Here is a 23,066-nt window from a genome sequence, read left to right on the forward strand (position 1 = left end):
GGTTGCCTTCCCAGCGTCGCACCATCGTTACATTCCGTGGCCTGGAACACAGAACCGGCGCGCCGCGACGCCTAGCCTTCCTCGCCGGCCCGATCCGCAGACCGGGCCCGCTGGAGGTACAGCATGGCCTTCCCCCTGATCGCCCTCGCCGCCACGGTGCTGCCCGAACTCGTCCGCCTCGTCGCCGGCGACCGCGCCGGCACCGTCGCCACCGCCGTCGAGCAGGCGGTGCAGGCGACGACCGGCACCGCCGATCCGGTCGATGCCAAGCAACGGCTCGACCAGGACCCCGCCGCCGCCGCCGCGCTGCGCACCCGCCTCGCCGAGATCGCGGTCGAGCAGGAGCGGCTGCAGCTGGAAGCCGCCGAGAAGCAGCGCGCCGTCGAGTTCGCCACGTTGCAGGCCCGGATCGCCGACACCCAGGGCGCCCGGGCGGCGATGCTCCAGCTCTCCGGCAACCGGGACCCGATGCGCTGGGGCGCGCCGGTCGTCTCGGTGACCGTGACCCTGATGTTCGTCCTGGCGCTGTTCATCTTCACCTCGTCGGAATCCTTCATCGCCCAGGGGAACCGCGAGATGGTGAACATCATCCTCGGCGCCCTGGTCGCCGCCTTCACCGCGGTGATCAATTTCTGGATCGGCTCCTCCCAGGGCTCGCGCGAGAAGGATGCGACGGTGCGCGTCCTACAGGCCACCCAGGCCGAGCAGGCGAGCACGGCGCTCAATGCCCAGAGCCAGCAGGCGAGCGCCGCCATGGCCAGCCAGACCCAGCAGGCCAAGGACGCCATCACCTCGCTGCGGAGCGTGGCCGAGGCCGCCCGCTCGCCGGCCGCCCCCGCTGCCGCCGGCCAGCCGCGCAACCAGGCCTTCGAGCGGGCGGTCGCCCTGATCCTCGAGAATGAGGGCGGCTTCAGCAACGACCCGCGCGACCGCGGCGGCATGACCAATTTCGGCATCACCGCCCGCACCTATGCCGATTTCCACGGCCTCGCCCTGGAGAGCGTGGGCGAGGCCACGATGCGGGCGCTGACGCGGGAGCAGGCGATCGAGATCTACCGCTCGAATTACTGGAACGCCGCCTGCTGCGACCGCCTGCCGCCGGGGCTTGATCTCTGCGTCTTCGATTTCGGCGTCAATGCCGGGGTGCGGCGGGCGATCCTGCTGCTGCAGGAGCTGGTCGGCGTCACCCAGGACGGCTCGGTCGGCGCCATCACCCTGGCCGCCGCCGCCGCCTGCGACCCGGCCGAGCTGATCGAGCGCTATGCCGAGCGGCGGCTCGCCTATTACCGTTCGCTGGAGAATTTCGACGCCTTCGGCCGCGGCTGGACCCTGCGCACGACGCGGATGCGCGACGCGGCGATGCAGATGGCGCGGGCGCGGCAGCCGGCGATGGCGTAGTTCCCCACGACGGCGCGGAGCGACGCCGTGGGGAATTTCCTAGAGCAGATCCCGTTCGAGTGGAAACACTCGAACGGGTGAAGATGCTTTGAAAACAACAGGATAGAGCATTTGCCGTGAACGCAGGTGAACGGAAAATGCTCTATCCCAGCATCGCCTGGGCGCAGGCGTCGAGGATGGCGTCGGTGTCCAGCCCATATTCCCGGTACAGGTCCGGAATGTCGCCGCCCTGACCGAAGCGGTCGACGCCGAGCGGCATCACCCGCTGGCCGCGCACCGCGCCGAGCCAGGCATGCGCCGCCGGGTGCCCGTCCAGCACCGTCACCAGCGCCGCATCGGGGGCGAGCGGCGCCAGCAGCTCCTCCACCCAGGACGGGCCGCCGAAGCCCGCCCGCGCCTTCCGCCGCGCCGCCAGCCACCCGGCATGCAGCCGGTCGGGCGAGGTGATGGCGAGCAGCCCCGCCCCCGGCTCGTCCTCCCGCAGCGCCTCGAAGGCGGCGATCGCCTCCGGCGCCACCGCGCCCTGATAGGCGAGCGCGATCCGCGTGCCCGGCGCCGGCGGCACCATCCAATGCGCCCCCGCCACCACCGCCGCCGGGTCGAGCCGCCGCTGCGGCTGCTCCAGCCCGCGGGTCGAGAGCCGCAGCCAGACGGCGCTGCCCTCGGGCTTCTGCATGTGCTCGAACCCCCAGCGCATCAGGATCGCCAGCTCGTCGGCGAAGGCCGGCTCGAAGCTCGCCAGCCGGTCCTGCGCCATGCCGATCAACGGCGTGTTGACCGACTGGTGCTGCCCGCCCTCCGGCGCCAGCGTCAGGCCGGAGGGCGTGCTGACCAGCATGAAGCGGGCATCCTGGTAGCAGGCATAGATCAGCGCATCGAGGCCGCGATTGACGAAGGGGTCGTAGACCGTCCCCACCGGCAGCAGCCGGGCGCCGTAGAGGTCGTGCGCCAGGCCGAGCGCCGAGAGCAGCAGGAACAGGTTCTGCTCGGCGATGCCCAGCTCGATATGCTGCCCCTCCGGGCTCATCCCCCAGCGCTGCGCGCTGGCCAGCTTGGCGTCGCGGAACACGTCGTTCTTCAGGTGCCGGTCGAAGATGCCGCGCCGGTTCACCCAGGGGCCGAGATTGGTCGAGACGGTGACGTCCGGGCTGGTGGTGACGATCCGCTTCGCGATCGCCGCCGCCTCGCCCTGGCCGCGGCCGAGCTCGGCCAGCACCTCGCCGAAGGCCGCCTGGGTGGAGAGCTTGCGGCCGGGCGCGACCTTCGGCTGCGGGAAGCTCGCCCCCGGCACCGGCACCGCCGCGGCCTGCAGCCGCCGGCCCTCCGGGGCGATGGGGGTGGCGAAGGGCACGCCCTCGATGAAGGCCCGCAGCTCGGCCTCCGGGATGTCGAGCCCCTCGAAGCGGTCCCATTCATGGCCGTCGCGGATGCGCATCTCGGCCTTGAAGGTGGCCATCTGCTCCTTCGTCATCAGCCCGGCATGGTTGTCCTTGTGCCCGGCGAAGGGCAGGCCCATGCCCTTGATGGTGTAGGCGATGAAGCAGGTGGGCTGGTCGCCGGCGGCGTCCTGGGCGCGGAAGGCCTCGAGCAGCGTCGCCGTGTCCTGGCCGCCGAGATTGGTCATCAGCGCGCCCAGCTCCTCGTCGGAAAGCGGGTCGATGATCGCCCGCGCCCCCGGCTCGCGGCCGAGCTCGGCGAGCAGCGCCGCGCGCCAGGCGGCGCCGCCCTGGAAGGTCAGCGCCGAGTAGAGGCTGTTCGGGCAGTCGTCGATCCAGCGGCGCAGTGCCTCGCCGCCCTCGCGGGCGAAGGCCGCCTCCAGCCTGCGGCCGTATTTCAGGATGACGACGTTCCAGCCCATGTCGCGGAACAGGCCCTCGATCCGGCCGAAGAGCCGGTCCTGCACCACCGAATCGAGGCTCTGGCGGTTGTAGTCGATCACCCACCAGACATTGCGGACATCGTGCTTCCAGCCCTCCAGCAGGGCCTCGTAGATATTGCCCTCGTCGAGCTCGGCATCGCCGACGATGGCGACATGCCGCCCGGCCGGCACCTCCTCCCGGCCAAGTCCGTGCAGCCGCACATAGTCCTGCACCAGGCTGCCGAAGCTGGTCAGCGCCACGCCGAGCCCGACCGAGCCGGTGGAGAAATCCACCTCCGGCCCGTCCTTCACCCGGCTCGGATAGGGCTGGATGCCGCCGAACTGCCGCAGCGTCCCGAGCGTCTCCCGCGCCTGCCGGCCAAAGAGGTAGTTGATGGCGTGGAAGACCGGCCCGGCATGCGGCTTCACCGCCAGCCGGTCCTGCGGCCGCAGGATCTCGAAATACAGCGCCGTCATGATCGAGATCACCGAGGCCGAGGAGGCCTGGTGGCCGCCCACCTTCAGCCCGTCGCGATTCGGCCGAACATGGTTGGCGTGGTGGATCATCCAGGCCGAGAGCCAGAGCAGCTTGCGCTCGATGGCGTGCAGCAGCTCCAGCCGGCGCGTCGAGTCCTCGGCGAGGGGAGCGATGCGGCCCTGGACGGTCATGGCGGGACTCCCTCCGGGCCGGCCTGGCGAGCGAGCGCGGCCGGCCATTCTTGCGCCGCGCCTGGCCGCGACCGGGCGAGCATAAGGCCGGAGGCCTGTGCTTGATATCCCCGCGGCACGGCCCCGCCGAGGAAGCAGGCGCCGCCAGCCCCCTGGACCATGATCCGTTCACTTCGGTTCACGGACCATGGTCCAGGTCGCTGCTTGATCGCGTGAGCCTCGCCTTCGGTGAGTCCACCTCGGGCGATCATGCTCTACCCGCTGCGCCCCAGCTTGCGCAGCGCCGCCGAGGCCGGGCGCTTGCCCTCGCCCACATACTCCTCGTGGTAGTCCTCGATCCGGGCCGGGTCGTAGAGGTAGTTCACCATCAACCCGAGGCTCTCCTTCAGCCCCTTCTCGCTGACATCGCCCTTCCAGTTCAGCCGCTCGATCCGGGCGCCGTTGGAGAGGTGGAAATGCGCCACCGGGTCGCGCGCCCGCTTCGCCCGCCCCTTGGCGGATTCCTGCAGCAGGTAGCGGGCGCAGGCGCGCAGCAGCAGCGGCTCGAGGATGCGCGCCACCGCCTCCTCGCGCTGCCAGCCGCGGCGGGCGAGCACCCGGGCGAGCGTCTGCACCGGCGTCTCGGCGAGGACCGTCGCCGTGCCCTCTCCCTCGGTCTGCCTCTGCGCGTCGTCAGGCGCCGGCAAGGCGAGGCTCGGCGGCACGAGCTGCCGCAGCGCCGCCGCCTGCTCCGCATCGATCAGCGCCGCATCGCCATCGGCGAGCTGCGCCGTCAGCCAGCGGCCGAAGCCCGGGATGGGCGAGAGGGTGGCGAAGTGGCGGATGTTCCTCAGCTCCTCCTGCAGCAGCGAGACGACGCGCTTGATGAGGAAATTGCCGAAGGAGATGCCGTCCAGCCCGCGCTGGCAGTTGTTGATGGAGTAGAAGATGGCGGTATCCGCCTGCGCCGGGTCGAGCACCGGCGCCTTCTCGTCCAGCAGCCGCTGCACGCTGTCCGCCATGCCCTTGACCAGCGCCACCTCGACGAAGATCAGCGGCTCCTCCGGCATGCGCGGATGGAAGAAGGCGTAGCACCGGCGGTCGCTGTCCAGCCGGTTCTTCAGGTCGCGCCAGGTGCGGATGCGGTGCACCGCCTCGTAGCGCACCAGCTTCTCCAGCAGCGCCGCCGGCGAGTGCCAGTCGATGCGCCGCAGCTCGAGGAAGCCGACATCGAACCAGCTCGCCAGCAGCCCCTTCAGATCGGTCTCGAGCGCCTGCAGCAGCGCGTCCTTGCCCGTCGCCTGCAGCAGCTCGGCGCGCAGCTCGACGAGGAATTTCATGCCGTCCGGGATGGCGGTGAACTGGGTCAGCAGCCGGCTGCGCGGCGTCTCCAGCGCCCGGCGCAGCCGGGTCTTGGCCGCCGCCCGCTCCTCCGGGTCGCGCGCCCGGGCGAGGCGGTCGATGGCGAAGTCGAGCCCGGCCTCGTCGCTGTCGAAGCCGGCGAGGTCGCGCAGGAAGCCGACCCGCCCCTCGGCATCGAGCGCCAGATAGGCGCGGGCCAGCTTGGCCGCGCGATTGCGGGCGGAGACCTCGCCGCCGCGGCCGTCGAGGCAGGCGCGCATCTGCTCGGCGATGGTCTCGGCCTCGCCGCCCACCACCCGCTCCGCCATATCGCGCCAGAGGCTGGTGACGCGCCGCAGCGCGCGGTCCAGCAGGCCGGTTTCGAGGGCTAAGTCGGACATGCGTCACTCTCTCCGGGCAGCACCGGTAACATGGTGAAACCTGCCGCGATTGTGGAGCCGCCCTTCAGTTGATGCGAGCCGATTCCAGCGCGCTTGGCAGGAGCGTGATGAGGTCCTCGGCGACCAGGCCGGGCCCGCATCGCCGCGCCGCCTTGCCCTGTGCCCAGGCGCCGCAGCAGGCCGCCTCGAAGCCCGGCATCCCCTGCGCCAGCAGCGCCGCGATGGTGCCGGCCAGCACGTCGCCGGTGCCGCCCGTCGCCAGGCTCGGCGGCGCGTTGTCGTTGATGGCGAGCCGGCCGTCCGGCGCGGCGATGACGGTGTCCGCCCCCTTCAGCAGCAGCACCGCCCCGGTCGCCGCGGCGGCGGCGCGGGCGGCTTCCGGCTTGTCCGCGCCGACCGGGCCGAAGACGCGGGCGAACTCGCCGGCATGCGGCGTCAGCACCGCGGCGCCGGCGAGAGCGCCGGGATCGCCGGCGCAGGCGGTGAGCGCGCCGGCATCCGCCACCACCTGCCGCCCCGCCGCGACCAGCCGCCGCAGCGCCGCGCGCGTCGCCGCATCGCCCGGCAGGCCGGGCCCGATCAGCCAGGCGCGCCGCCGCTCATCCGCGAGCAGCGCCTCGAGCCCGGCCTCGCTGACGATCGTGCCGGGATCGCCGGCGCGGTAGAGCGCGGCGCTGGCGGCATCGGGGGCGAGGATCGTCACCAGCCCCGCCCCGGCGCGATGCGCGGCGCCGGCGGCGAGGCGGGCGGCGCCGGTCATCTCGCCGCCGGCGAGGATGGTGAGGTGGCCGCGGCTGTATTTGTGCGCCTCGGCGCCGAAGCCGGGCGGGCGCCAGGGGCCGGGGGCGTTGCGGATGGCGCGCGGCGCGACCTCGGCCAGCACCGACTCCGGCAGGCCGATATCGGCCAGCAGCGTCTCGCCACAGAGCGCCCGTCCTGGCAGCAGCAGGTGGCCGGGTTTCAGGCGGAAAAAGGTGACGGTCAGCGCCGCCCGCGGCGCGAAGCCCAGCACCTGGCCGGTGGCGCCGTCGAGTCCCGAGGGGACGTCCACCGCCAGCAGCGGCGCCCGCACCGCCCGCAGCACCTCGGCGACCTGTCCCTCGACGGGTCGCGCCAGGCCGGCGCCGAAGACCGCGTCGATGACCAGGCCGGCGCGCGCCGCCTCGGCCGGAGCGAACGCCGCGCGCGGGCCGTGCCAGGCCGCGGCGGCGAGCGCCGCGTCGCTGCCCGGCCTTGGCGGCGCGAGGGGCGCGACGGCGACCGGCCAGCCTGCCTGCTGCAGCAGCCGCGCCACGACATAGCCGTCGCCGCCGTTGTTGCCGGGCCCGGCCAGCACCAGGGTGCGGCAGGGCCGGAGGCGGCGCATCGCCGCCCGCGCCACCGCCCGCCCGGCCGCCGCCATGAGCTGCGGGCCGGGGATGCCCGAGGCGATCGCCAGCGCATCGGCGCGACCCATCTCCTCGGGCGTCAGCAACTCAAGGCGCGGCGGCAGCGGCATGGCGGTCCTCCTCGGCTCGGCCCCGGGCGGGAAGCGAGGCCGCCGCGCCGCGGTTGCGGGCGGCATGCGCGGCCTCCGGCTGTTCGCGGCCCGGTGCTGCGCCCGCCGGCGTTTCCGCCCCGCGGCGATCTGCTTTAGCGTCACCCGCGGCAGGGGTGGGAGTCGGGGCGATGGCCTTCGTGGTGGCGGTGGCGCAGCAGAAGGGCGGCGCCGGGAAATCGACCGTGGCGGCCAATCTCGCGGCGGCGCTGGCCGAGGAGGGGCACCGCGTCGCCCTCCTCGACATCGATCCGCAGGCCTCCCTCGCCCGTTGGCACGCCGCCCGCGCGCAGCGCGGCGAGCGGGCGCGCCGGCTGGATTTCGACACCGCCGCGGGCTGGCGCGTGCCGGCGACGCTCGACCGGCTGCGGCCGACGCATGACTACGTCATCCTCGACACCCCGCCGCATGCCGATACCGAGGCCAAGCTCGCCATCCGCACCGCCGATCTGGTGCTGATGCCGCTGCAGCCCTCGCCGGCCGATCTCTGGGCCTCGGAGGCGACGCTGAAGCTGGCGAGGGAGGAGCGGCGCCGCGTCGCCGCGGTGCTGAACCGCGCCCCGGCGCAGGGCAAGCTGAAGAGCCAGATCCTCGCCGCGCTCGGCGAGCAGGGCGTCGCCGTCCTCGGCCCCTGCCTCGGCAACCGGGTGCAATTCGCCAATGCCTTCCTCGACGGGCTGGCGGTGACCGAGGCGGCGCCGCGCAGCCCGGCCGCGGCCGAGATCCGCGCCGTCGCCGCCGAGATCATCGCCCTCGGCAAGCGGGGCTGATCATCGATGCTCGGCAAGCTGCTCTATGTCCTGCACCTGCTCGGCGCCGTCCTCTGGGTGGGCGGCATGGGCTTCGCCCTGCTGGCGCTCCGCCCGGCCCTCGCCGCGCTGGAGCCGCCGCAGCGCCTCGCCCTGCACGAGGGCGCGCTGCGGCGCTTCTTCCTCATCGTCTGGCATGCCATGCCGGCGCTGCTGCTCACCGGCTATGCGCTGCTCTTCGGCTGGTATGGCGGCTTCGTCGGCGCCGGCTGGCACATCCACGCCATGCACATGCTGGCCCTGGTGATGGCCGGCATCTTCCTCGCCCTCGTCACCGGGCCCTGGCGGGAGTTCCGCGCCGCCCGCGCGCGCGCCGACCTGCCCGCCGCGGCGGCGGCGACGGACCGCATCCGCCAGCTCGTCACCCTCAATTTCGCACTCGGCCTGCTGACCGTGGCGATCGCCGGCTGGGGCCGCTTCGGCGGCTGACGCCACCGGGGGAAACCAGCCGATCTGGCGGCCGGCGCGACAGGAACGCAACATCCGGGGCGCGCCAGGCGTTCGGCCTGCGACACCGGATCGGGACATCCAGGGCTCCATGGGCATCGACGGCATCGAGATCAGCGAGGACGACTACCCGGAGATGGAGGCGGTGGCCGCGATCCAGCGCGGGCTGCACGCCTTCAACCAGGAAATGGGCGGCCCCTATGACCGCGAGCCGGTGACCGTCCTCGCCCGCGACGCGGCGGAGACGGTGCGCGGCGGACTGCTCGGCCTGACCTACTGGCATTGGCTGTTCATCGACTGGCTCTGGCTCGCCCGCGAGTCCCGCGGCCAGGGCCTGGGCTCGGAGCTGCTGCGCCGGGCGGAGGACATCGCCCGGCAGCGCGGCTGCACCGATGCCTATACCGACACCTTCAGCTTCCAGGCGCCCGGCTTCTGGGAGCGCAACGGCTATGAGGAATTCGGCCGGCTCGACCACATGCCGCGCGGCCATTCCCGGATCTGGTTCCGCAAGACGCTTTAGCCTTTCCCCACGACGTCGCTGCGCGACGCCGCCGGGGGCTCCGGCTTCGCTCCTGGCCTCAGATGCGTCAAAGCCTGCCGTGGCGAAGCCGCGGCAGGGCACCTCCCATCCCTCCCCCACTGGCCGGCGGGGCGGTTCTGCGGTCCACTCGGCGCGATCGAGCCAGGGGGAAGATCGCCATGAAGGCCGCCATCGTCACCGCATCCGGCCTCGCCGTGCAGGAGGTGCCGGAGCCGAAGCCGGGGCCGCAGGAGGTGCTGGTGCGCATCCGCGCCGCCGGGCTGAACCGCGCCGACCTCGGCGTCGCCGCCGGCCAAGCGCATGGCCGCATCGGCGGCGCCGGCACCATCGTCGGCATGGAGTTTGCCGGCGAGGTCGCCGCGGTCGGCGCCGAGGTGCCCGACCATATCCGCCCCGGCCTGCGGGTGATGGCGAGCGGCGCCGGCGGCTATGCCGAATACGGCCTCGCCGATTGGGGCCGCTGCGCGCCGCTGCCCGACAGCAACATGGGCTGGGTGGAGGCGGCGACGCTGCCGGTCGCGCTGCAGACCATGCACGATGCCGTCGTCACCAATGGCGGGCTGCAGCGCGGCGAGAGCATCCTGATCCAGGGCGCCAGCTCCGGCGTCGGGCTGATGGCGATGCAAATCGCCAAGCTCATGGGCGCGCGGCAGGTGCTCGGCAGCTCGACCAATGCCGCGCGGCGGGCGCGCCTCGCCGAGTTCGGCTGCGACCTCGCCATCGACACCACCGACCCCGCCTGGCCCGACCGGGTGCTGGAGGCGACCGACGGCAAGGGCGTGGAGGTGATCGTCGACCAAGTCTCGGGCGATCTCGTCAACGGCAATCTCCGCGCCTGCGCCATCCTCGGGCGCATCGTCAATGTCGGGCGGCTGGGCGGCGCGCGCGGCGAGTTCGACTTCGACCTGCACGCGCTGCGCCGCATCCGCTATGTCGGCGTCACCTTCCGCACCCGCTCCGTCGAGGAGGTGCGGGAGATCAACCGCCGCATGCGCGCCGATCTCTGGCCGGCGCTGGAGGCGGGCAAGCTGCGCCTGCCGATCGACCGCGTCTTCCCGCTTGCCGAGGCGCCGGCGGCGCTGGCCCATATGAAGTCCAACGCGCATTTCGGGAAGATCGTGCTGGAGTGCTGATGTTCCCCACAAAGTATTTCCCATGAAACCGCTCCGCGGCTTCATGGGGGCCCCGTGATTCGCCTCTGGTCGAAGATCCGTCACAGCCTGCCGCGGCGGAGCCGCGGCAGGGCAACGGGAGACGGTGGATGAGGCACGCGTTCCAGGGGTCTGTCAGCCGACCTGCTTCAGCTCATCGAGCCGCACCGTGCCCTGCTGGCTGCTGAAGGCGAGCGAGGCCGAGCCGCCCTGCTGCTGCTGCACGCCGCCGATGCGGTGCTCGCCGGTATCGTAGAGCGTGACCTTGCCGTCGCACCGCACCGCGAGGCGCCGCGCCTCGGGGAAGACGGCGTAGCGCAGGTCGTCCTGCCCGCCGCTGGTCGCGGGCTGGCCGAGCTCCTGCGGCCACCAGGGCGGGCCGGCATCCATGGGCGTCATCGGCTCCATGGGTTTCATGGGCTGCATCGGCTTCATCGGTTCCATCGGCTGGGTCTCCTCGCCGCCTCGGACAGGTGCGGGCCAACGCGCCGCCCGCCGCGGGGTTCGCCGCCCTATCTCCGCGCCGCCAGCAGCACGCCGCCCAGCGTCAGCACCAGCGCCGCCGCATGCCGCAGCCCGAGCGGCTCGCCGAGCAGCAGCCCGCTCGACACCACGCCGATCACCGGCACCAGCAGGCTGCCGATCGCCGCCGTCCCCGCCGGCAGCAGCCGCAGCGCCCGGAACCAGGCGAGATAGGCGACGCATTGCGCCACCACCGCCACATAGATCAGGCAGCCCCAGCCCACCCAGGTGACGCGGCCGAGATCGAGATGCTCGAAGCCCAGCGCGATCGCCCAGGCCGGCGAGGTGCCGATCACGACCTGCCAGGCGACCAGCGGCACCGGCGCCATCTGCACCGGCCAGCGCTTGGTAAAGACCGCGCCGCCGGCGAACATCAGCGCCGTGCAAAGGATCGCCGCCGCCCCCGGCAGCTTCGCCTGGAAGGCCGCCAGCCCGGCCCCGGCCAGCGTGCCGCCGAGCAGCAGCGTCACCCCCGCCAGCCCAAGCGCCAGCCCGGCGATGCGCGGCGCCGTCGGCCGCTCGCCCAGCACCGGCCAGGCCAGCACCGTTGCCCAGACCGGCATGGTGTAGCCGATGATCGCCGCCTCGGCGGCATCCAGCCAGAACAGCGAGAGCGGCGCCACCACGCTCCAGGCCGAGACGTTCAGCACCGCCGAGACGACCAGCCGCCCCCACTGGTCGCGGCGCGGCCAGAGGCGGTCGCGCTGCGCCCGGGCGATGAGCATGAGCAGCAGGAAGGCGCCGAGCCCGGCGAAGATGCGGAAGGCATAGGGCGGCCAGTCCCGCATCAGCAGCTTCATCACCGGCCAGTTCAGCCCTCAGGCGAAGGCCGTGACCGAGAGATAGCCGATGCCGCGCAGCGGCAGCCCGCCCGCCACCTCCGCCGCCGGGCCCGGCGCCGCCTCGCGCGCCGCGACGCTCATGCCAGCAGGGCGTCGATCCGGGCGAGCGCCTCCGGCGGCAGCGGGCCGCGCTCCACCGCGGCGATCGCGGCCTCGAGCTGCTCCAGCGAGGCGGTGCCGATGAGCGCGCAGCCCATCCCCGGCAGGAAGGCGGCGTAGCGGATGGCCAGCTCGGCCAGCGAGCCGGCGACGCCCTCCGCGACCAGCGGCCGCAGCCGCCGCGCCGCCGCCAGATCCGCGGCGTAGTCGGGACCGGAGGCGATCGGCGCCACCTCGGGCATCGCCACCGGATGCCGTTCCTCCTCGCCCGAGAGCGCCCCGCCGGCCAGGATGCGGATGCCGATCAGCCCGATGCCGGCCCCCACCGCCACCGCGCCGAGCCCGGTGAAGTCCTGCCCCGGCAGGCCGGGCCGGCGCGGCGCCAGCCAGCTCGGATTCAGTAGGTTGCAGGGGATCTGCGCCGTGTCGAAGGCGCCGCTCTGCAGCACCGCCCGCAGCGCCCCGGCCTCGCCGAGCGCGGTGATGCCGAGCCGCCGGCATTTCCCCTCGGCCTGCAGCCGCCGCAGCGCCGGCACCGCCTCCTCCATCACCTGCGCCAGGCTGAGCCCCGCTGGCGTCCCGATCGGGTCGTGCAGCTGGAGCAGATCGACGCTGTCATGGCCGAGCCGGGCGAGGCTCGCCTCCAGCGAGCGGGCGATGGCGCCGGCGATGTCGCCACGGCTCTCCGGCGGCAGCCGGACCTTGGTGCCGAGCAGCGGGCGCGCCCCGAGCGCCTTCAGCGCCCGGCCGAGATTGCGCTCGGACTCGCCGTCGCCATAGAGGGCGGCGGTGTCGACATAGGTGATGCCGGCCGCGAAGGCGCGGGCGAGCGAGCGTTCCTGCTCCGCCGCGCTGCCGCGCACCATCAGCCCGCCGACCGCCCCCGCCCCGTAGCCGAGCGCGGAGACCTCGAACCCGCCCTGCCCCAGCCTGCGCTGTTCCATCCTCGCCTTCCTCCCGGCCTGGTGGCCCCGCTGCGCGGCGCGCCCTGGCACGATGGGCCAGCAGCCGTTCCAGGCACGACCCTGCCGCAGCCCGCGGCGGCAGGCCATCCCCGCCCCTTCGGCGGGCCCCGTTCCGTGCCGGACCCCGACCATCGGCGTTTCCGCCGCGCCGCGTTCGGCTCTATGAACCCTGCCCCCACCGGCCCCTCCCGGCTCCCCCCATCGGACCCGCATGATCCGCCTCACCGAGCTCCGCCTGCCCCTCTCGCATCCCGAGGCGGCCCTCCGCGCCGCCATCCTGCAGCGTCTCGGCCTCCCTGATGCGGCGCTCGAGGCGGTGCAGGTGGTCCGCCGCGGCTACGATGCGCGCAACCCGCGCACCATCATGCTGGTCTATACGCTCGACCTGGCGGTGCGGGACGAGGCGGCCCTGCTGCGGCGCTTCGCCGGGGACCCGCGGCTCGGCCCGGCGCCCGACACGCGCTACCGCTTCGTCGCCCGGGCGCCCGAGGAAGCGTCCGGGGGGATGCCGCGCCCCATCGTCATCGGCACCGGCCCCTGTGGGCTGATGGCGGCGCTCGTGCTGGCGCAGATGGGCTTCCGGCCGATCATCCTCGAGCGCGGCAAGCCGGTGCGGGAGCGGACCAAGGACACCTGGGCGCTCTGGCGCCGCGGCGTGCTGACGCCGGAGAGCAACGTGCAGTTCGGCGAGGGCGGCGCCGGCACCTTCTCCGACGGCAAGCTCTATTCCGGCATCAAGGACCCGCGGCATTACGGCCGCAAGCTGCTGCAGGAATTCGTCAAGGCCGGCGCGCCGGAGGAAATTCTCTACGTCTCCAAGCCGCATATCGGCACCTTCCGCCTGGTGACGATGGTCGAGAGCATCCGCGCCGAGATCGAGGCCCTCGGCGGCGAGTACCGCTTCGGCAGCAAGGTGGTGGACCTGCTGATCGCGCCCGACGCGGCCGGGCAGCGGCGCCTGCGCGGCGTGGTGCTGGAGGGCGGCGAGACGCTGCGCGCCGAGCATGTCGTGCTCGCCATCGGCCACAGCGCCCGCGACAGCTTCGCCATGCTGCGCGAGCGCGGCGTCTTCCTGGAGGCGAAGCCCTTCAGCATCGGCGTCCGCATCGAGCATCCGCAGGGCCTGATCGACCGCGCCCGCTTCGGGCCGAATGCCGGCAACCGGCTGCTCGGCGCCGCCGACTACAAGCTGGTGCACCATGGCAGCCAGGGCCGCAGCGTCTACAGCTTCTGCATGTGCCCGGGCGGGCGCGTGGTCGCCGCCACCAGCGAGCCGGGCCGCGTCGTCACCAACGGCATGAGCCAGTACAGCCGCGCCGAGTTCAATGCCAATGCCGGCCTCGTCGTCGGCATCGACCCGGCCGATTATCCGGGCGAGGTGCTGGCCGGCGTCGCCTTCCAGCGCCATTGGGAAAGCCTCGCCTACGAGGCCGGCGGCGGCGACTACCGGGCGCCGGGGCAGTTGGTCGGCGACCTCCTCGCCGGCCGCGCCAGCACGACGCTCGGCGATGTCCTGCCGAGCTACCGCCCCGGCGTGACGCCGACCGACCTCTCGCGCTGCCTGCCGGATTTCGTTGTCGCCGCGATCCGCGAGGCGCTGCCCGCCTTCGATCGGCAGATCCCCGGCTTCGCCCGGCCGGATGCGGTGATGACCGGCGTCGAGACCCGCACCAGCAGCCCGATCCGCATCCGCCGCGGCCTCGACCTGCAGAGCGTGAACACCGCTGGCCTGTTCCCCGCCGGCGAGGGCGCGGGCTATGCCGGTGGCATCCTCTCGGCGGGGGTCGACGGCATCCGCATCGCCGAGGCGCTGGCCCTCGCCGCGACCGGCCAGCCCGTGCCGCGCGAGCTCAGCCGCGGCACGGAGACGCCGGTCAGCTACGGCTGAGGCGGCGCCGCCTCAGGCGAAGAGCACATCGTGCAGCGCCGGATGCGCGGGCGCGAGGGCGGCGAGATGCGCGAGGTCGCCCGCCGCATCGGCGCCGTGATCGGCGAGCGCGGTGGCCGCATCCGGCGCGGGATGCGCCGGATCGGCCGATGTGCCGAGCAGGACCGGCGCCGTCTCCGCGCTGGCCGAGGTGACGACCGCATGGGCGGCATCGGCGCCGGGCAGGGTCGCGGCCTTCAGGTCGCTCGAGAAGCTGAGCGTCGTCAACGCGACGGCATCCGCGGTGTCATGCAGCGCGACCGTGGTCGGGATGGCCGCCGCGTGCTGATCCCCGGCGGCGGTGCCCGTGCCATGCGCGGCGCTGTCGGTGCCCTGGCCAGCGGCGGCGGCGAGCGGAGCACCCGTGTTCGAGGTCACGGCGCTATGGGATGCGGGCGCGTCGGTCGCGGCAGGCTGGGTGCTGCCGCTCGCGGCCTGCACCATCGTCGTATCCGTGCCATGCGCCACGCTGTCGCCGCTCTGTCCAGTGGCCGTCGCCAGCGCCGTGCCGGGCGCGCCAGCCGCGCCCGATGCCGGGGCGGCGTGCGAGGCAGACGCCGCGGACCCGGTGGTGCCGCTCGCGGCCTGCGCCGCGATGGTGTCCGCGCCATGCGCCGCGCTGTTGCCGCCCTGTCCGGTGGCCGTCGCCAGCGCCGTGCCGAGCGCGTCGGTCGCGCCCGATGCCGGGGTGGCGTGCGAGGCAGCCGCATCGGTCGCGGTGGTGCCGCTCGCGGCCTGTGCCGCGATGGTGTCCGTGCCATGCGCCGCGCTATTGCCGCCCTGTCCAGTGGCCGTCGCCAGCGCCGTGCCGAGCGCATCGGCCGCACCCGATGCCGGTGTGGCGTGCGAGGCAGCCGCATCGGTCGCGGTGGTGCCGCTCGCGGACTGCGCCGTGATGGTGTCCGCGCCATGCGCCGCGCTATTGCCGCCCTGCCCGGTGACCGTCGCCAGCGCCGTGCCGAGCGCATCGGCCGCACCCGATGCCGTGGTGGCATGCGAGGCAGACGCCGCGGATCCGGTGGTGCCGCTCGCGGCCTGCGCCGCGATGGTGTTCGTGCCATGCGCCGCGCTGTCGCCGCTCTGTCCGGTGGCCGTCGCCAGCGCCGTGCCGAGCGCGCCGGCCGCGCCCGATGCCGCGGCGGCATTCGAGGCAGACGCCGCGGATCCGGTGGTGCCACTCGTGGCCTGCGCTGCCGCCGCATCCGTACCATGCGCAACGCCGTTGCCGCTCTGGTCCGTGCCGCTCTGGCCTGTCACCGTTGCCAGCACTGTGCCGAGCGCGCCGGCCGCGCCCGATGCCGTGGCGGCGTGGGACGCCGACGCATCGGTCGCAGCCTGGGCTGTCGTTCCGCTCGTCGCATGCGCCGCGCCGTCGCTCGCCGCCAGGCCGGTGCCGAGGGAGGTTGCCGCGCCGCCGAGCGCATCCGTCGCCGCCGTCACGGCGCCGGCGAGGCCCGTGGTGCCCGCGGCATGCGCCGTCCCGCCCGTCGTCGTCGCGGCGGTGCCAGTGGTGGTGCCAGTGGTGGTGGTGGCGGTCTGGTCCGTCGTGGCCGTGCTGCCATGCGCGGCGGCCTCCGTCGCGCCGGCGATGGCCGTACCGCCGACGAGCGTCGCATCCGCATGGATGGCGGCATCGGAGGCGGTGGTGCCGCCATGCGCGATCGTGCCGGCCGTCTTCGTCGCGGCCGTGCCGCTCGCCGTGCCCGTCACCGTCGCGACCGCGCTGCCGGTCGCGGCATGGCTCGCATCGCCCGTGCCGCCGGTCTGGCCGCTCACTGCATCCGCGGCGGTCTTCGCCGTGGTCGTCGACGTGCCGGTGGTCGTCGACGTGCCGGTGGTCGCCGGGCCGGTGGTCGTCGTGCCGGTCGAGGCATGGCCCGTATCGCTCGTGCCGCCGGCCAGGCTGCTCGCCGCATCCGCGGCGGTCTTCGCCGTGCCGCCGGTCAGTGCGGCGAGCTTGCCCGTCGCCGTATCGGCGAGGCTGGTGGCGGTCGTCTTCGTGCGGCCGGCCGCGCTGCCCGTATCCTGATCGGTCGATGCCGTCTGCGTCCCGGTGCCGACCTGGCTGGCCTTGGCCGTGCCTGTCGCGTTGCCGCTCGTGCCTGAGGTCGCGGCGGCGGTGGTCGCCGCGCTGTCGCTCGTCACCGCGGCCAGGCTGGTCGAGGCATGGCTGTCCGGCAGCGTGTTCGCGACCCACGCGCTGGCCTTGCCGAGCGTGCCGGACGTCGTCGCGCCCGACACCGTCTGCGAGGCCGTCGTGGCGTCACTGCTCACGCTCTCCGTCACCGCCTGCGCCGCGCCGTTCGGGCTGGCGCTGGCCGTGGCGGCCGCGGCCGTCGTCACGGTTGCAGCCTGGGCCGCCTTCTGGCTGGCATCCGCCTGCACCAGCTTGGTGCTCAGCGCCGCCGCCTGATTCGCCTCGGTGGTCGCGGCAGCGGCCTCCTTGGCCGTCGCTGCGGCCGTCGTCGCGCGCTGGCCAGCGGTCGCCGCCTCGGGCAGCTGCACCGCCGGCAGGTCGAGCGCCGCCGCCTCCGCCCCGCCGGCATCGCCGAGCAGCGCCTTCAGCCCGGCGCCGGCCGCCGCCTCCGCCGCGGCGAATTGCACCGCCGCCGGGGCGAGCGGCTGCAGCGTGGCGGCGAAGAGCGAGCTCGCGCCGTGCAGGCCGGGCGGCAGGCCGAGCGCGCCCGCGCCGCCCCCGGCGACGGCCGCGATTACCGCCGCATCGCCCGCCCCGGCCGGCGCCTCGGCCGCGGCCAGATGCACCGCCGGGTCGATCGGGGCATGGCCGGCGAGCGGCACGGGCCCGGCCCCCGGCGGCGTCACGCCATCCGCCGGCCCGTCCGGCACGTGCCGGCCGAGCAGCATCAGCAGCAGGGCGCCGTAGAGGCCGAGGCCGGTCGCCTCGGTCCAGCTCACCGCGCCGCGGAATTTCTGGTGCAGCCGGGCGCGCGCCCAGGCGGCATGGCTGGCCGCCTCCTCGGCCGGGGTGATGCTGGCGGCCGGCCTGCCGGGCTTCGGCCGGCGCAGCGGCCGCAGCTCGGCCTCGGTGAGGAAGGACTCGTCGCGCCCACGGGCCAGGCTGGAGGCAAGGCTGATGCGGAACCGGATCCGGCCTGGCCGATGATGCACCATGGTCGCTCTCCCCCTCGCGCGGCGCGGCAAAACTATCGTGCGGAATAGTATACGACCTGCCCCGCTCCACCACCCGGCGTGGCACACGAAGCCGTGGGGTGCGGCAGGCGCGGCCCAGACGTGGCATCGGTGCCGTGGCATCCGTGCCGTGGCATCCTGGCCACGCATCGCAGCAGGGCGGCGGCCTTGCCGGGCGCCCGCGGCCTTGCGAGGCTCGCCGCAGCGAAACATCCAGGGGAGAGAAACGCCATGCGCGTCGCCAACAAGGTCGCCCTCGTCACCGGCGCCGCCTCCGGCATGGGGGCGGCGACGGCCAGGCTGCTGGCGCGGGAGGGCGCCAAGGTCGCCGTCGCCGACATGCTCGAGGCCGAGGGCCAGTCCGTCGTCGCCGAGATCGAGAAGGCGGGCGGCACCACCCGCTTCCTCCGCCTCGACGTCGCCGAGGAGGATCAGTGGGAGGCCGCGGTCGCCGAGGTCACCGGCGCCTGGGGGCGGCTCGACATCCTGGTGAACAATGCCGGCATCTCCGGCAGCAACACCAACAACCTCTACGACACCGCCCTCTGGGACCGCATCATGGCGGTGAATGCCCGCGGCGTCTTCCTCGGCGTGAAGCACGGCGTCGCCGCCATGCGCCAGGGCGGCGGCGGCTCCATCATCAACCTGTCTTCCATCTCCGGCGTGGTCGGGCAGCAGCGCATCCATTGCGCCTACAACGCCTCCAAGGCGGCGGTGCGGCTGCTGACGAAATCCATCGCCGTGCAGGAGGGCGCGGCGGGCATTCGGGTGAACAGCGTGCATCCCGGGCTGATGCCGCCGATGCGCACCAGCGGCGCCACCGCCGATCCGGTCTTCCGCGCCAAGATGCTGAACCACGTGCCGCTCCGCCGCACCGGCGAGGTGGACGAGGTCGCCTATGCCATCCTCTTCCTCGCCTCCGACGAGAGCGCCTACATGACGGGCACGGAGCTGCACGTGGATGGCGGCTACCTCGCCTGCTGAGGCGATCCGGGCCCGTCCCAGGGCGGCACGGGCCCGTCAGCCCTCAGCGCGGCACCGAGGCCACGGCGACGAAATTCGCCATCGAATCCTCGGCGACGCGGAACCACTGGCTCTGCTCGACCCGGTGGCGGTTCCAGTGCTCCCACACCTTGCGGAAGCGTGGATTCTGCTCGCCGAGCTCGCCGTACAGCTCCTGTGAGGCCTTGTAGGCGGCGCCCATGATCTCCCGCGAATAGGGCCGGAGCTGCGTCCCGCTGGCGAGGAGGCGGCGCATCGCCGGCGGCGCCAGCTCGTCGAAGCGGGCCATGGACCAGTGCCAGCACTCGGCGCCGGCCGTCTCCATCACCTGCTTGTACTGCGCCGGCAGCGTGTCCCAGGCCTTGGCATTGACCATGATGTCGGCGGAGGGCGCCCATTCCCACCAGCCGGGATAGTAGTAGTACTTGGCGATGCGGTTGAAGCCGAGCTTCTCGTCATCATAGGGGCCGATGTATTCGGCGGCGTCGATGACTCCGCGCTCCAGCGCCGGATAGATGTCGCCGGGCGCGAGCTGCTGGGCGATGACGCCGAGCTTGCCCATCACCAGCCCCGCCAGGCCGGCGATCCGCATCTTGATGCCCTTCATGTCCTCCGGCGTGCGGACCTCGCGGCGGAACCAGCCGCCCATCTGCGCGCCGGTGTTGTTCGCCGGGATCGCATGCACGCCCTGGTCGCGGTAGACGTCGCGCATGATCTCGCGCCCGCCGCCCTCATACAGCCAGGACCAGGTCTGCCGGCTGCTCAGCCCGAAGGGGACGGCGGTGCCGAAGGCGAGCGTCGGGTCCTTGCCGTAGTAGAAGGTGGCCGGGGTGAAGCCGCATTCGACCGAACCCTGGCCGATCGCATCCATCACCTGCAGCCCCGGCACGATCTCGCCCGGGCCGAAGGGGGTGAGCTGGAAGGCGCCATCCGTCAGCTCGCCGACGCGGCGGCAGAACAGCTCGTGGCAGGCCCATTGCGTGTCCACGGATTTCGGATAGCTGCCCGGGCAGCGCCAGCGGAGGCGCGGTTGCGCGGATGCCAGGCTGGGTGCGCCCAGCGCAGCCGCGCCAAACGCTCCGCCAGCCATCAAATGGCGTCGGTCCATGGCCTGTTTGCCTCCCCGCGTGCTGTGACGCTTGCGGGCAGCTTGCCCATGCGGCCAGGCCATCTGCAATAAAAATAGGATCAAACCGAAAGGCCGGGCGCCGGCCGGCCCGACGATCGGCTCTGGACCATGATCCGCTCACACAGGTCCGCGGATCATGGCCCAGGCCGTTGCTTGATCGCGCCATGCACGCTTTTCGGTGAGTCCACCTCAAGCGATCACGCTCTACGCCTTCGCGCCGTCGATCACCTCGCCGAAGCGCACCCACATCCGCCCGTCCCAGCGCACGAGCTGGAGCTGCTGCAGCGGCCGGTAGTCCTTCGGCCCCGTATCGACGAGGATGCCGGGCAACAGCGTCGGCAGCGCCAGCCCGCGCAGGTTGGCCGCCTCCCGCATGATCCGCTCGCGCGTGAACTCGCCCTCGCACTGCCGCAGGATCTGCAGCAGCGCCAGCCCCACCGTGTAGCCATAGGTGTAGTAGATATCGCCGATATCGGCATCCGGCAGGTATTGCGCCATGAAGGCGCGGAAGCCGTCCATGCCGGCATCGCCCGCCCAGGCGGGGTCGTTCGGATCCTTCAGATAGGCCGAGGTGATGGTGCCCACGGCCCGCTCCGCCCCGGCCGGCTGGATGACGCCGGCGACCGAGCTGGCGCCGCTCGGGATGTAGTGGGTCATCCGCGCGCCGAGCTCGTGCAGGCGGCGGATCGCCATGGCGGCGAATTTCGCGGTGACGCCGGAGACCAGCACGTCGGCGCCCTGCAGCGCGATGAGCTGGCTGTCCACCGTCGGGTCTGTCACTTCGTAGGAGGCGGCGCGGACGCGCGAATCGTAGTCCGCGCCGAGCACGTCCCGGAGGCCGGTGATGTAGTCCCGACCGAAATCGTCGTTCTGGTAGAGCAGCGCGAAGCGCGCATCCGGCTTCTGCGCCAGCGCGTGCCGGGCGAAGACCTGCGCCTCGGTCCGCGCCGAGGGGGCGAAGCCCATGGTCCAGGGATGCGCCTCGTAATCGCCCCACTTGTCGCCGTTCACGGAGAGGAACAGGTGCGGCACCTTGCGCTGGTTGACGTAGCGCACGACGGCATTGTTCGGCGCCGTGCCGAGCATGTTGAAGAGGAAGGCGACGCGGTCCTGCTCCACCAGCCGCCGCACCTGCTCGAGCGTCTTCGGCGGGCTGAAGCCGTCGTCGTAGAGGATGTAGGTGAGCTCGCGGCCGGCGATGCCGCCCTGCGCGTTCGCCATCCGGCAGACGCCCTCCACCGCGCGGCATTGCACGCCGAGCGCCGAGACAGGGCCGGAGAGCGCCGTGGTGCCGCCGAAGCGGATCTCGGTGGCGCTGACGCCCGGCATCGCCTCGGCCCGCGCCGGGCGCGGCGCCGTCACGGCCCCCGCGGCCAGGCCGCCGAGCCCCGCCCCCAGCAGGCTGCGTCGCTGCATGTCCTTCCTTCTCTCCCTTTTGCCGTGCCGGATTATCTCCCCGGATCGACCAGCACCTTCACCTGCTGCCCCGGCCGGCGCAGCGCCTCGAAGGCGCCGGGCAGCGCATCGAGCCCGATGACATCGGTGACGAAATCCGCGGCGCGGATCTCCCCCGCCGCGACATGGCCGAGCACGCGGGCGAAATCGGCGCGGTCATAGGCGAGGACGAAGCGCAGGGTCAGCTCCTTGCGGATCGCCATGCGCGGCCGCAGCCGGTCCTCCTCCATGCAGACGCCGACCACGGTGATCCGGCCGCGCGGCGGCGCCAGCTCGATCATCCGTTGCAGCATGCCGGGGATGCCGACGCATTCGAAGATGAGGTCGGGCGGCCCGCCCGCCACCGCGCGGAAGGCCTCGGCCAGCGGCGCGGCGGCGGGGTCGAGCACCGCCGTCGCGCCCAGCCGCGCCGCCCTCTCCCGCCGCGCCGCGCCGGGCTCGCTCACCACCACCGCGCCGGCGCCGCCGAGCCGCGCCAGCAGCGCGACGGCGAGGCCGATCGGCCCCGCCCCGGTCACCAGCACCCGGGCGCCGGCCGGCATCGCCGACATGGCGACGGCATGCGCGCCGACCGCCAGCGGCTCCAGCAGCGCGCCCTCGGCGAAGCCGATGCCCTCGGGCAGGCGCAGCGCCTGGCTGGCGCGGATGCGCACCCGCTCGGCATAGCCGCCCGGCACCAGCGGCGAGAAGCCGAGGCCGGTGATGCCGGGGCAGGTCGCGGCCAGCCCCTTTCCGCATTCGCCGAGCGGCTCGCACTCCGCGCAGGGGGCGAAGGGGATGCAGGCGACGCGCTCGCCGGGCCGGAAGCCGGGATCGCCCGAGGCAAGGACGGTGCCGGCGAATTCATGGCCGAGCACGGTGCCCGGCTGCAGGCGATAGTCCGGCACCTCGCTCGCATGCAGGTCGCTGCCGCAGATGCCGCAGAGCGCGACCTGCAGCAGCAGGTCGCCCGGCCCGGCGACCGGCTCGGGCTGCGCGCGCAGCGCGAGCGGCTGGCCGATGCCCTCAAAGACCGCGGCGCGCATGGCGTTTCCCTCCCGCTTTTGCCAGTAGCGGATCGCGGATGGGCCGGCGCGTCAATCCGGGCATGGCAAATGAACCGGGCGTGGCGCCCGTCAGGGACGGCGCGCGGCCGGTCGATCCGGCGCCGCATCGGCGAGGGCGGCGATCGCCGCATCGAACCAGGCGAGGTCCCGTCGCCATCCGGCATGGTCGGGCGCGATCCGCACGATCGCGGCCAGCAGGCTGTGGCCATGCCGGAAGGCGGCCAGCGCGCCGGTAACATCGCCGCTGCGCCGCAAACTGAGTCCCAGCTTCGCATGGGAGACGGCAAGGTCGCGCTGCCACTTGGCATTGCCGGGATCGGCCTGCGCCAGACGCTCGGCGATCGCCAGCCCGTCGCGGTAGGCTTGCAGCGCCGCCGTCAGGTTGCCCTGCGCCACCAGCACATCGCCGACCCGATCGTAGGACACCGACAGGTCGCGCTGCCAGCCGGCATTGCCGGGATCGGCCTGCGCCAGACGTTCCCGGATCGTCAGCCCGTCGCGGTAGGCCTGCAGCGCCGCCGGCAGGTTGCCCTGCGCCACCAGCACATCGCCGACCCGATCGTAGGACACCGACAGGTCGCGCTGCCAGCCGGCATTGCCGGGATCGGCCTGCGCCAGACGCTCGGCGATCGCCAGCCCGTCGCGGTAGGCTTGCAGCGCCGCCGGCAGGTTGCCCTGCGCCACCAGCACATCGCCGATCTTGTTCCGTGACACCGACAGGTCGCGCTGCCAGCCGGCATTGCCGGGATCGGCCTTCGCCAGACGTTCCCGGATCGCCAGCCCGTCGCGGTAGGCTTG

The 23,066-nt window shown here is 73.4% G+C and carries 18 protein-coding genes; 7 read left to right on the plus strand and 11 right to left on the minus strand.

Features of this window, described 5'->3' with window-relative positions; translation table 11 throughout:
- The first annotated feature begins 123 nt into the window (after positions 1-123).
- Complete coding sequence (locus tag HJG45_RS28395; RefSeq protein WP_217362908.1) at positions 124-1,398, plus strand: glycoside hydrolase family 108 protein; 1,275 nt, start codon at positions 124-126, stop codon at positions 1,396-1,398.
- Between the two features lie 142 nt (positions 1,399-1,540).
- Here the strand turns inward: HJG45_RS28395 and HJG45_RS12435 are convergent, their stop codons facing one another.
- The 3 genes from HJG45_RS12435 to HJG45_RS12445 all read right to left on the minus strand — a co-directional run bounded on the left by HJG45_RS12435 (position 1,541) and on the right by HJG45_RS12445 (position 7,144).
- Positions 1,541-3,925, minus strand: a complete 2,385-nt coding sequence (locus HJG45_RS12435; RefSeq protein WP_171612430.1) for a 1-deoxy-D-xylulose-5-phosphate synthase N-terminal domain-containing protein — start codon at positions 3,923-3,925, stop codon at positions 1,541-1,543.
- A gap of 254 nt (positions 3,926-4,179) precedes the next feature.
- Positions 4,180-5,646: a malonyl-CoA decarboxylase gene (locus tag HJG45_RS12440; RefSeq protein WP_171612431.1), complete on the minus strand. Its 1,467-nt coding sequence runs from the start codon at positions 5,644-5,646 to the stop codon at positions 4,180-4,182.
- Positions 5,647-5,710: 64 nt separating this feature from the next.
- A complete protein-coding gene (locus tag HJG45_RS12445; RefSeq protein ID WP_171612432.1) occupies positions 5,711-7,144 on the minus strand; it encodes an NAD(P)H-hydrate dehydratase in 1,434 nt (477 codons plus the stop codon).
- Between the two features lie 170 nt (positions 7,145-7,314).
- Between HJG45_RS12445 and parA the strand changes: the two genes are divergently transcribed.
- From parA to HJG45_RS12465, 4 genes are all read left to right on the plus strand, one after another.
- Positions 7,315-7,953, plus strand: coding sequence for a ParA family partition ATPase (parA, locus tag HJG45_RS12450; RefSeq protein ID WP_171612433.1), 639 nt, complete (start codon positions 7,315-7,317; stop codon positions 7,951-7,953).
- 6 nt (positions 7,954-7,959) lie between these two features.
- Positions 7,960-8,421, plus strand: coding sequence for a CopD family protein (locus HJG45_RS12455; protein ID WP_171612434.1), 462 nt, complete (start codon positions 7,960-7,962; stop codon positions 8,419-8,421).
- A gap of 109 nt (positions 8,422-8,530) precedes the next feature.
- Positions 8,531-8,959: an N-acetyltransferase gene (locus HJG45_RS12460; protein WP_171612435.1), complete on the plus strand. Its 429-nt coding sequence runs from the start codon at positions 8,531-8,533 to the stop codon at positions 8,957-8,959.
- 179 nt (positions 8,960-9,138) lie between these two features.
- Positions 9,139-10,113 carry a zinc-binding dehydrogenase gene (locus tag HJG45_RS12465; RefSeq protein ID WP_171612436.1) on the plus strand — a complete coding sequence of 325 codons (975 nt, stop codon included), beginning with the start codon at positions 9,139-9,141 and terminating at the stop codon, positions 10,111-10,113.
- A 153-nt stretch (positions 10,114-10,266) separates the two neighbouring features.
- Here the strand turns inward: HJG45_RS12465 and HJG45_RS12470 are convergent, their stop codons facing one another.
- The 3 genes from HJG45_RS12470 to HJG45_RS12480 all read right to left on the minus strand — a co-directional run bounded on the left by HJG45_RS12470 (position 10,267) and on the right by HJG45_RS12480 (position 12,538).
- Positions 10,267-10,575, minus strand: coding sequence for a hypothetical protein (locus tag HJG45_RS12470; protein WP_171612437.1), 309 nt, complete (start codon positions 10,573-10,575; stop codon positions 10,267-10,269).
- Positions 10,576-10,643: 68 nt separating this feature from the next.
- On the minus strand, positions 10,644-11,468 hold the full coding sequence (locus tag HJG45_RS12475; protein ID WP_302479749.1) for a DMT family transporter: 825 nt from the start codon (positions 11,466-11,468) through the stop codon (positions 10,644-10,646).
- Between the two features lie 104 nt (positions 11,469-11,572).
- Positions 11,573-12,538, minus strand: coding sequence for an aldo/keto reductase (locus HJG45_RS12480; RefSeq protein ID WP_171612439.1), 966 nt, complete (start codon positions 12,536-12,538; stop codon positions 11,573-11,575).
- Positions 12,539-12,770: 232 nt separating this feature from the next.
- Between HJG45_RS12480 and HJG45_RS12485 the strand changes: the two genes are divergently transcribed.
- Positions 12,771-14,447 carry an NAD(P)/FAD-dependent oxidoreductase gene (locus tag HJG45_RS12485; protein WP_171612440.1) on the plus strand — a complete coding sequence of 559 codons (1,677 nt, stop codon included), beginning with the start codon at positions 12,771-12,773 and terminating at the stop codon, positions 14,445-14,447.
- Between the two features lie 12 nt (positions 14,448-14,459).
- Here HJG45_RS12485 and HJG45_RS12490 read toward each other — a convergent pair whose 3' ends face one another.
- On the minus strand, positions 14,460-17,618 hold the full coding sequence (locus tag HJG45_RS12490; protein WP_171612441.1) for a hypothetical protein: 3,159 nt from the start codon (positions 17,616-17,618) through the stop codon (positions 14,460-14,462).
- 249 nt (positions 17,619-17,867) lie between these two features.
- On the opposite strand from HJG45_RS12490, the gene HJG45_RS12495 reads away from it, so the two are divergent.
- Complete coding sequence (locus HJG45_RS12495) at positions 17,868-18,620, plus strand: SDR family NAD(P)-dependent oxidoreductase (protein ID WP_171612442.1); 753 nt, start codon at positions 17,868-17,870, stop codon at positions 18,618-18,620.
- Positions 18,621-18,663: 43 nt separating this feature from the next.
- Here HJG45_RS12495 and HJG45_RS12500 read toward each other — a convergent pair whose 3' ends face one another.
- The 4 genes from HJG45_RS12500 to HJG45_RS12515 form a co-directional block, all read right to left on the minus strand.
- On the minus strand, positions 18,664-19,626 hold the full coding sequence (locus tag HJG45_RS12500) for a TRAP transporter substrate-binding protein (RefSeq protein WP_368040572.1): 963 nt from the start codon (positions 19,624-19,626) through the stop codon (positions 18,664-18,666).
- 345 nt (positions 19,627-19,971) lie between these two features.
- A complete protein-coding gene (locus HJG45_RS12505; protein WP_171612444.1) occupies positions 19,972-21,183 on the minus strand; it encodes an ABC transporter substrate-binding protein in 1,212 nt (403 codons plus the stop codon).
- 32 nt (positions 21,184-21,215) lie between these two features.
- Positions 21,216-22,247 (minus strand): zinc-binding dehydrogenase, encoded by a 1,032-nt coding sequence (locus HJG45_RS12510; protein WP_171612445.1) that lies wholly within the window; start codon positions 22,245-22,247, stop codon positions 21,216-21,218.
- Between the two features lie 90 nt (positions 22,248-22,337).
- On the minus strand, positions 22,338-23,066 hold a 729-nt coding region (locus HJG45_RS12515), incomplete at its 5' end, for a tetratricopeptide repeat protein (protein ID WP_171612446.1).

Origin of the sequence: Roseicella sp. DB1501, assembly GCF_013112485.1 — a bacterium.
Lineage (GTDB): Bacteria > Pseudomonadota > Alphaproteobacteria > Acetobacterales > Acetobacteraceae > Paracraurococcus.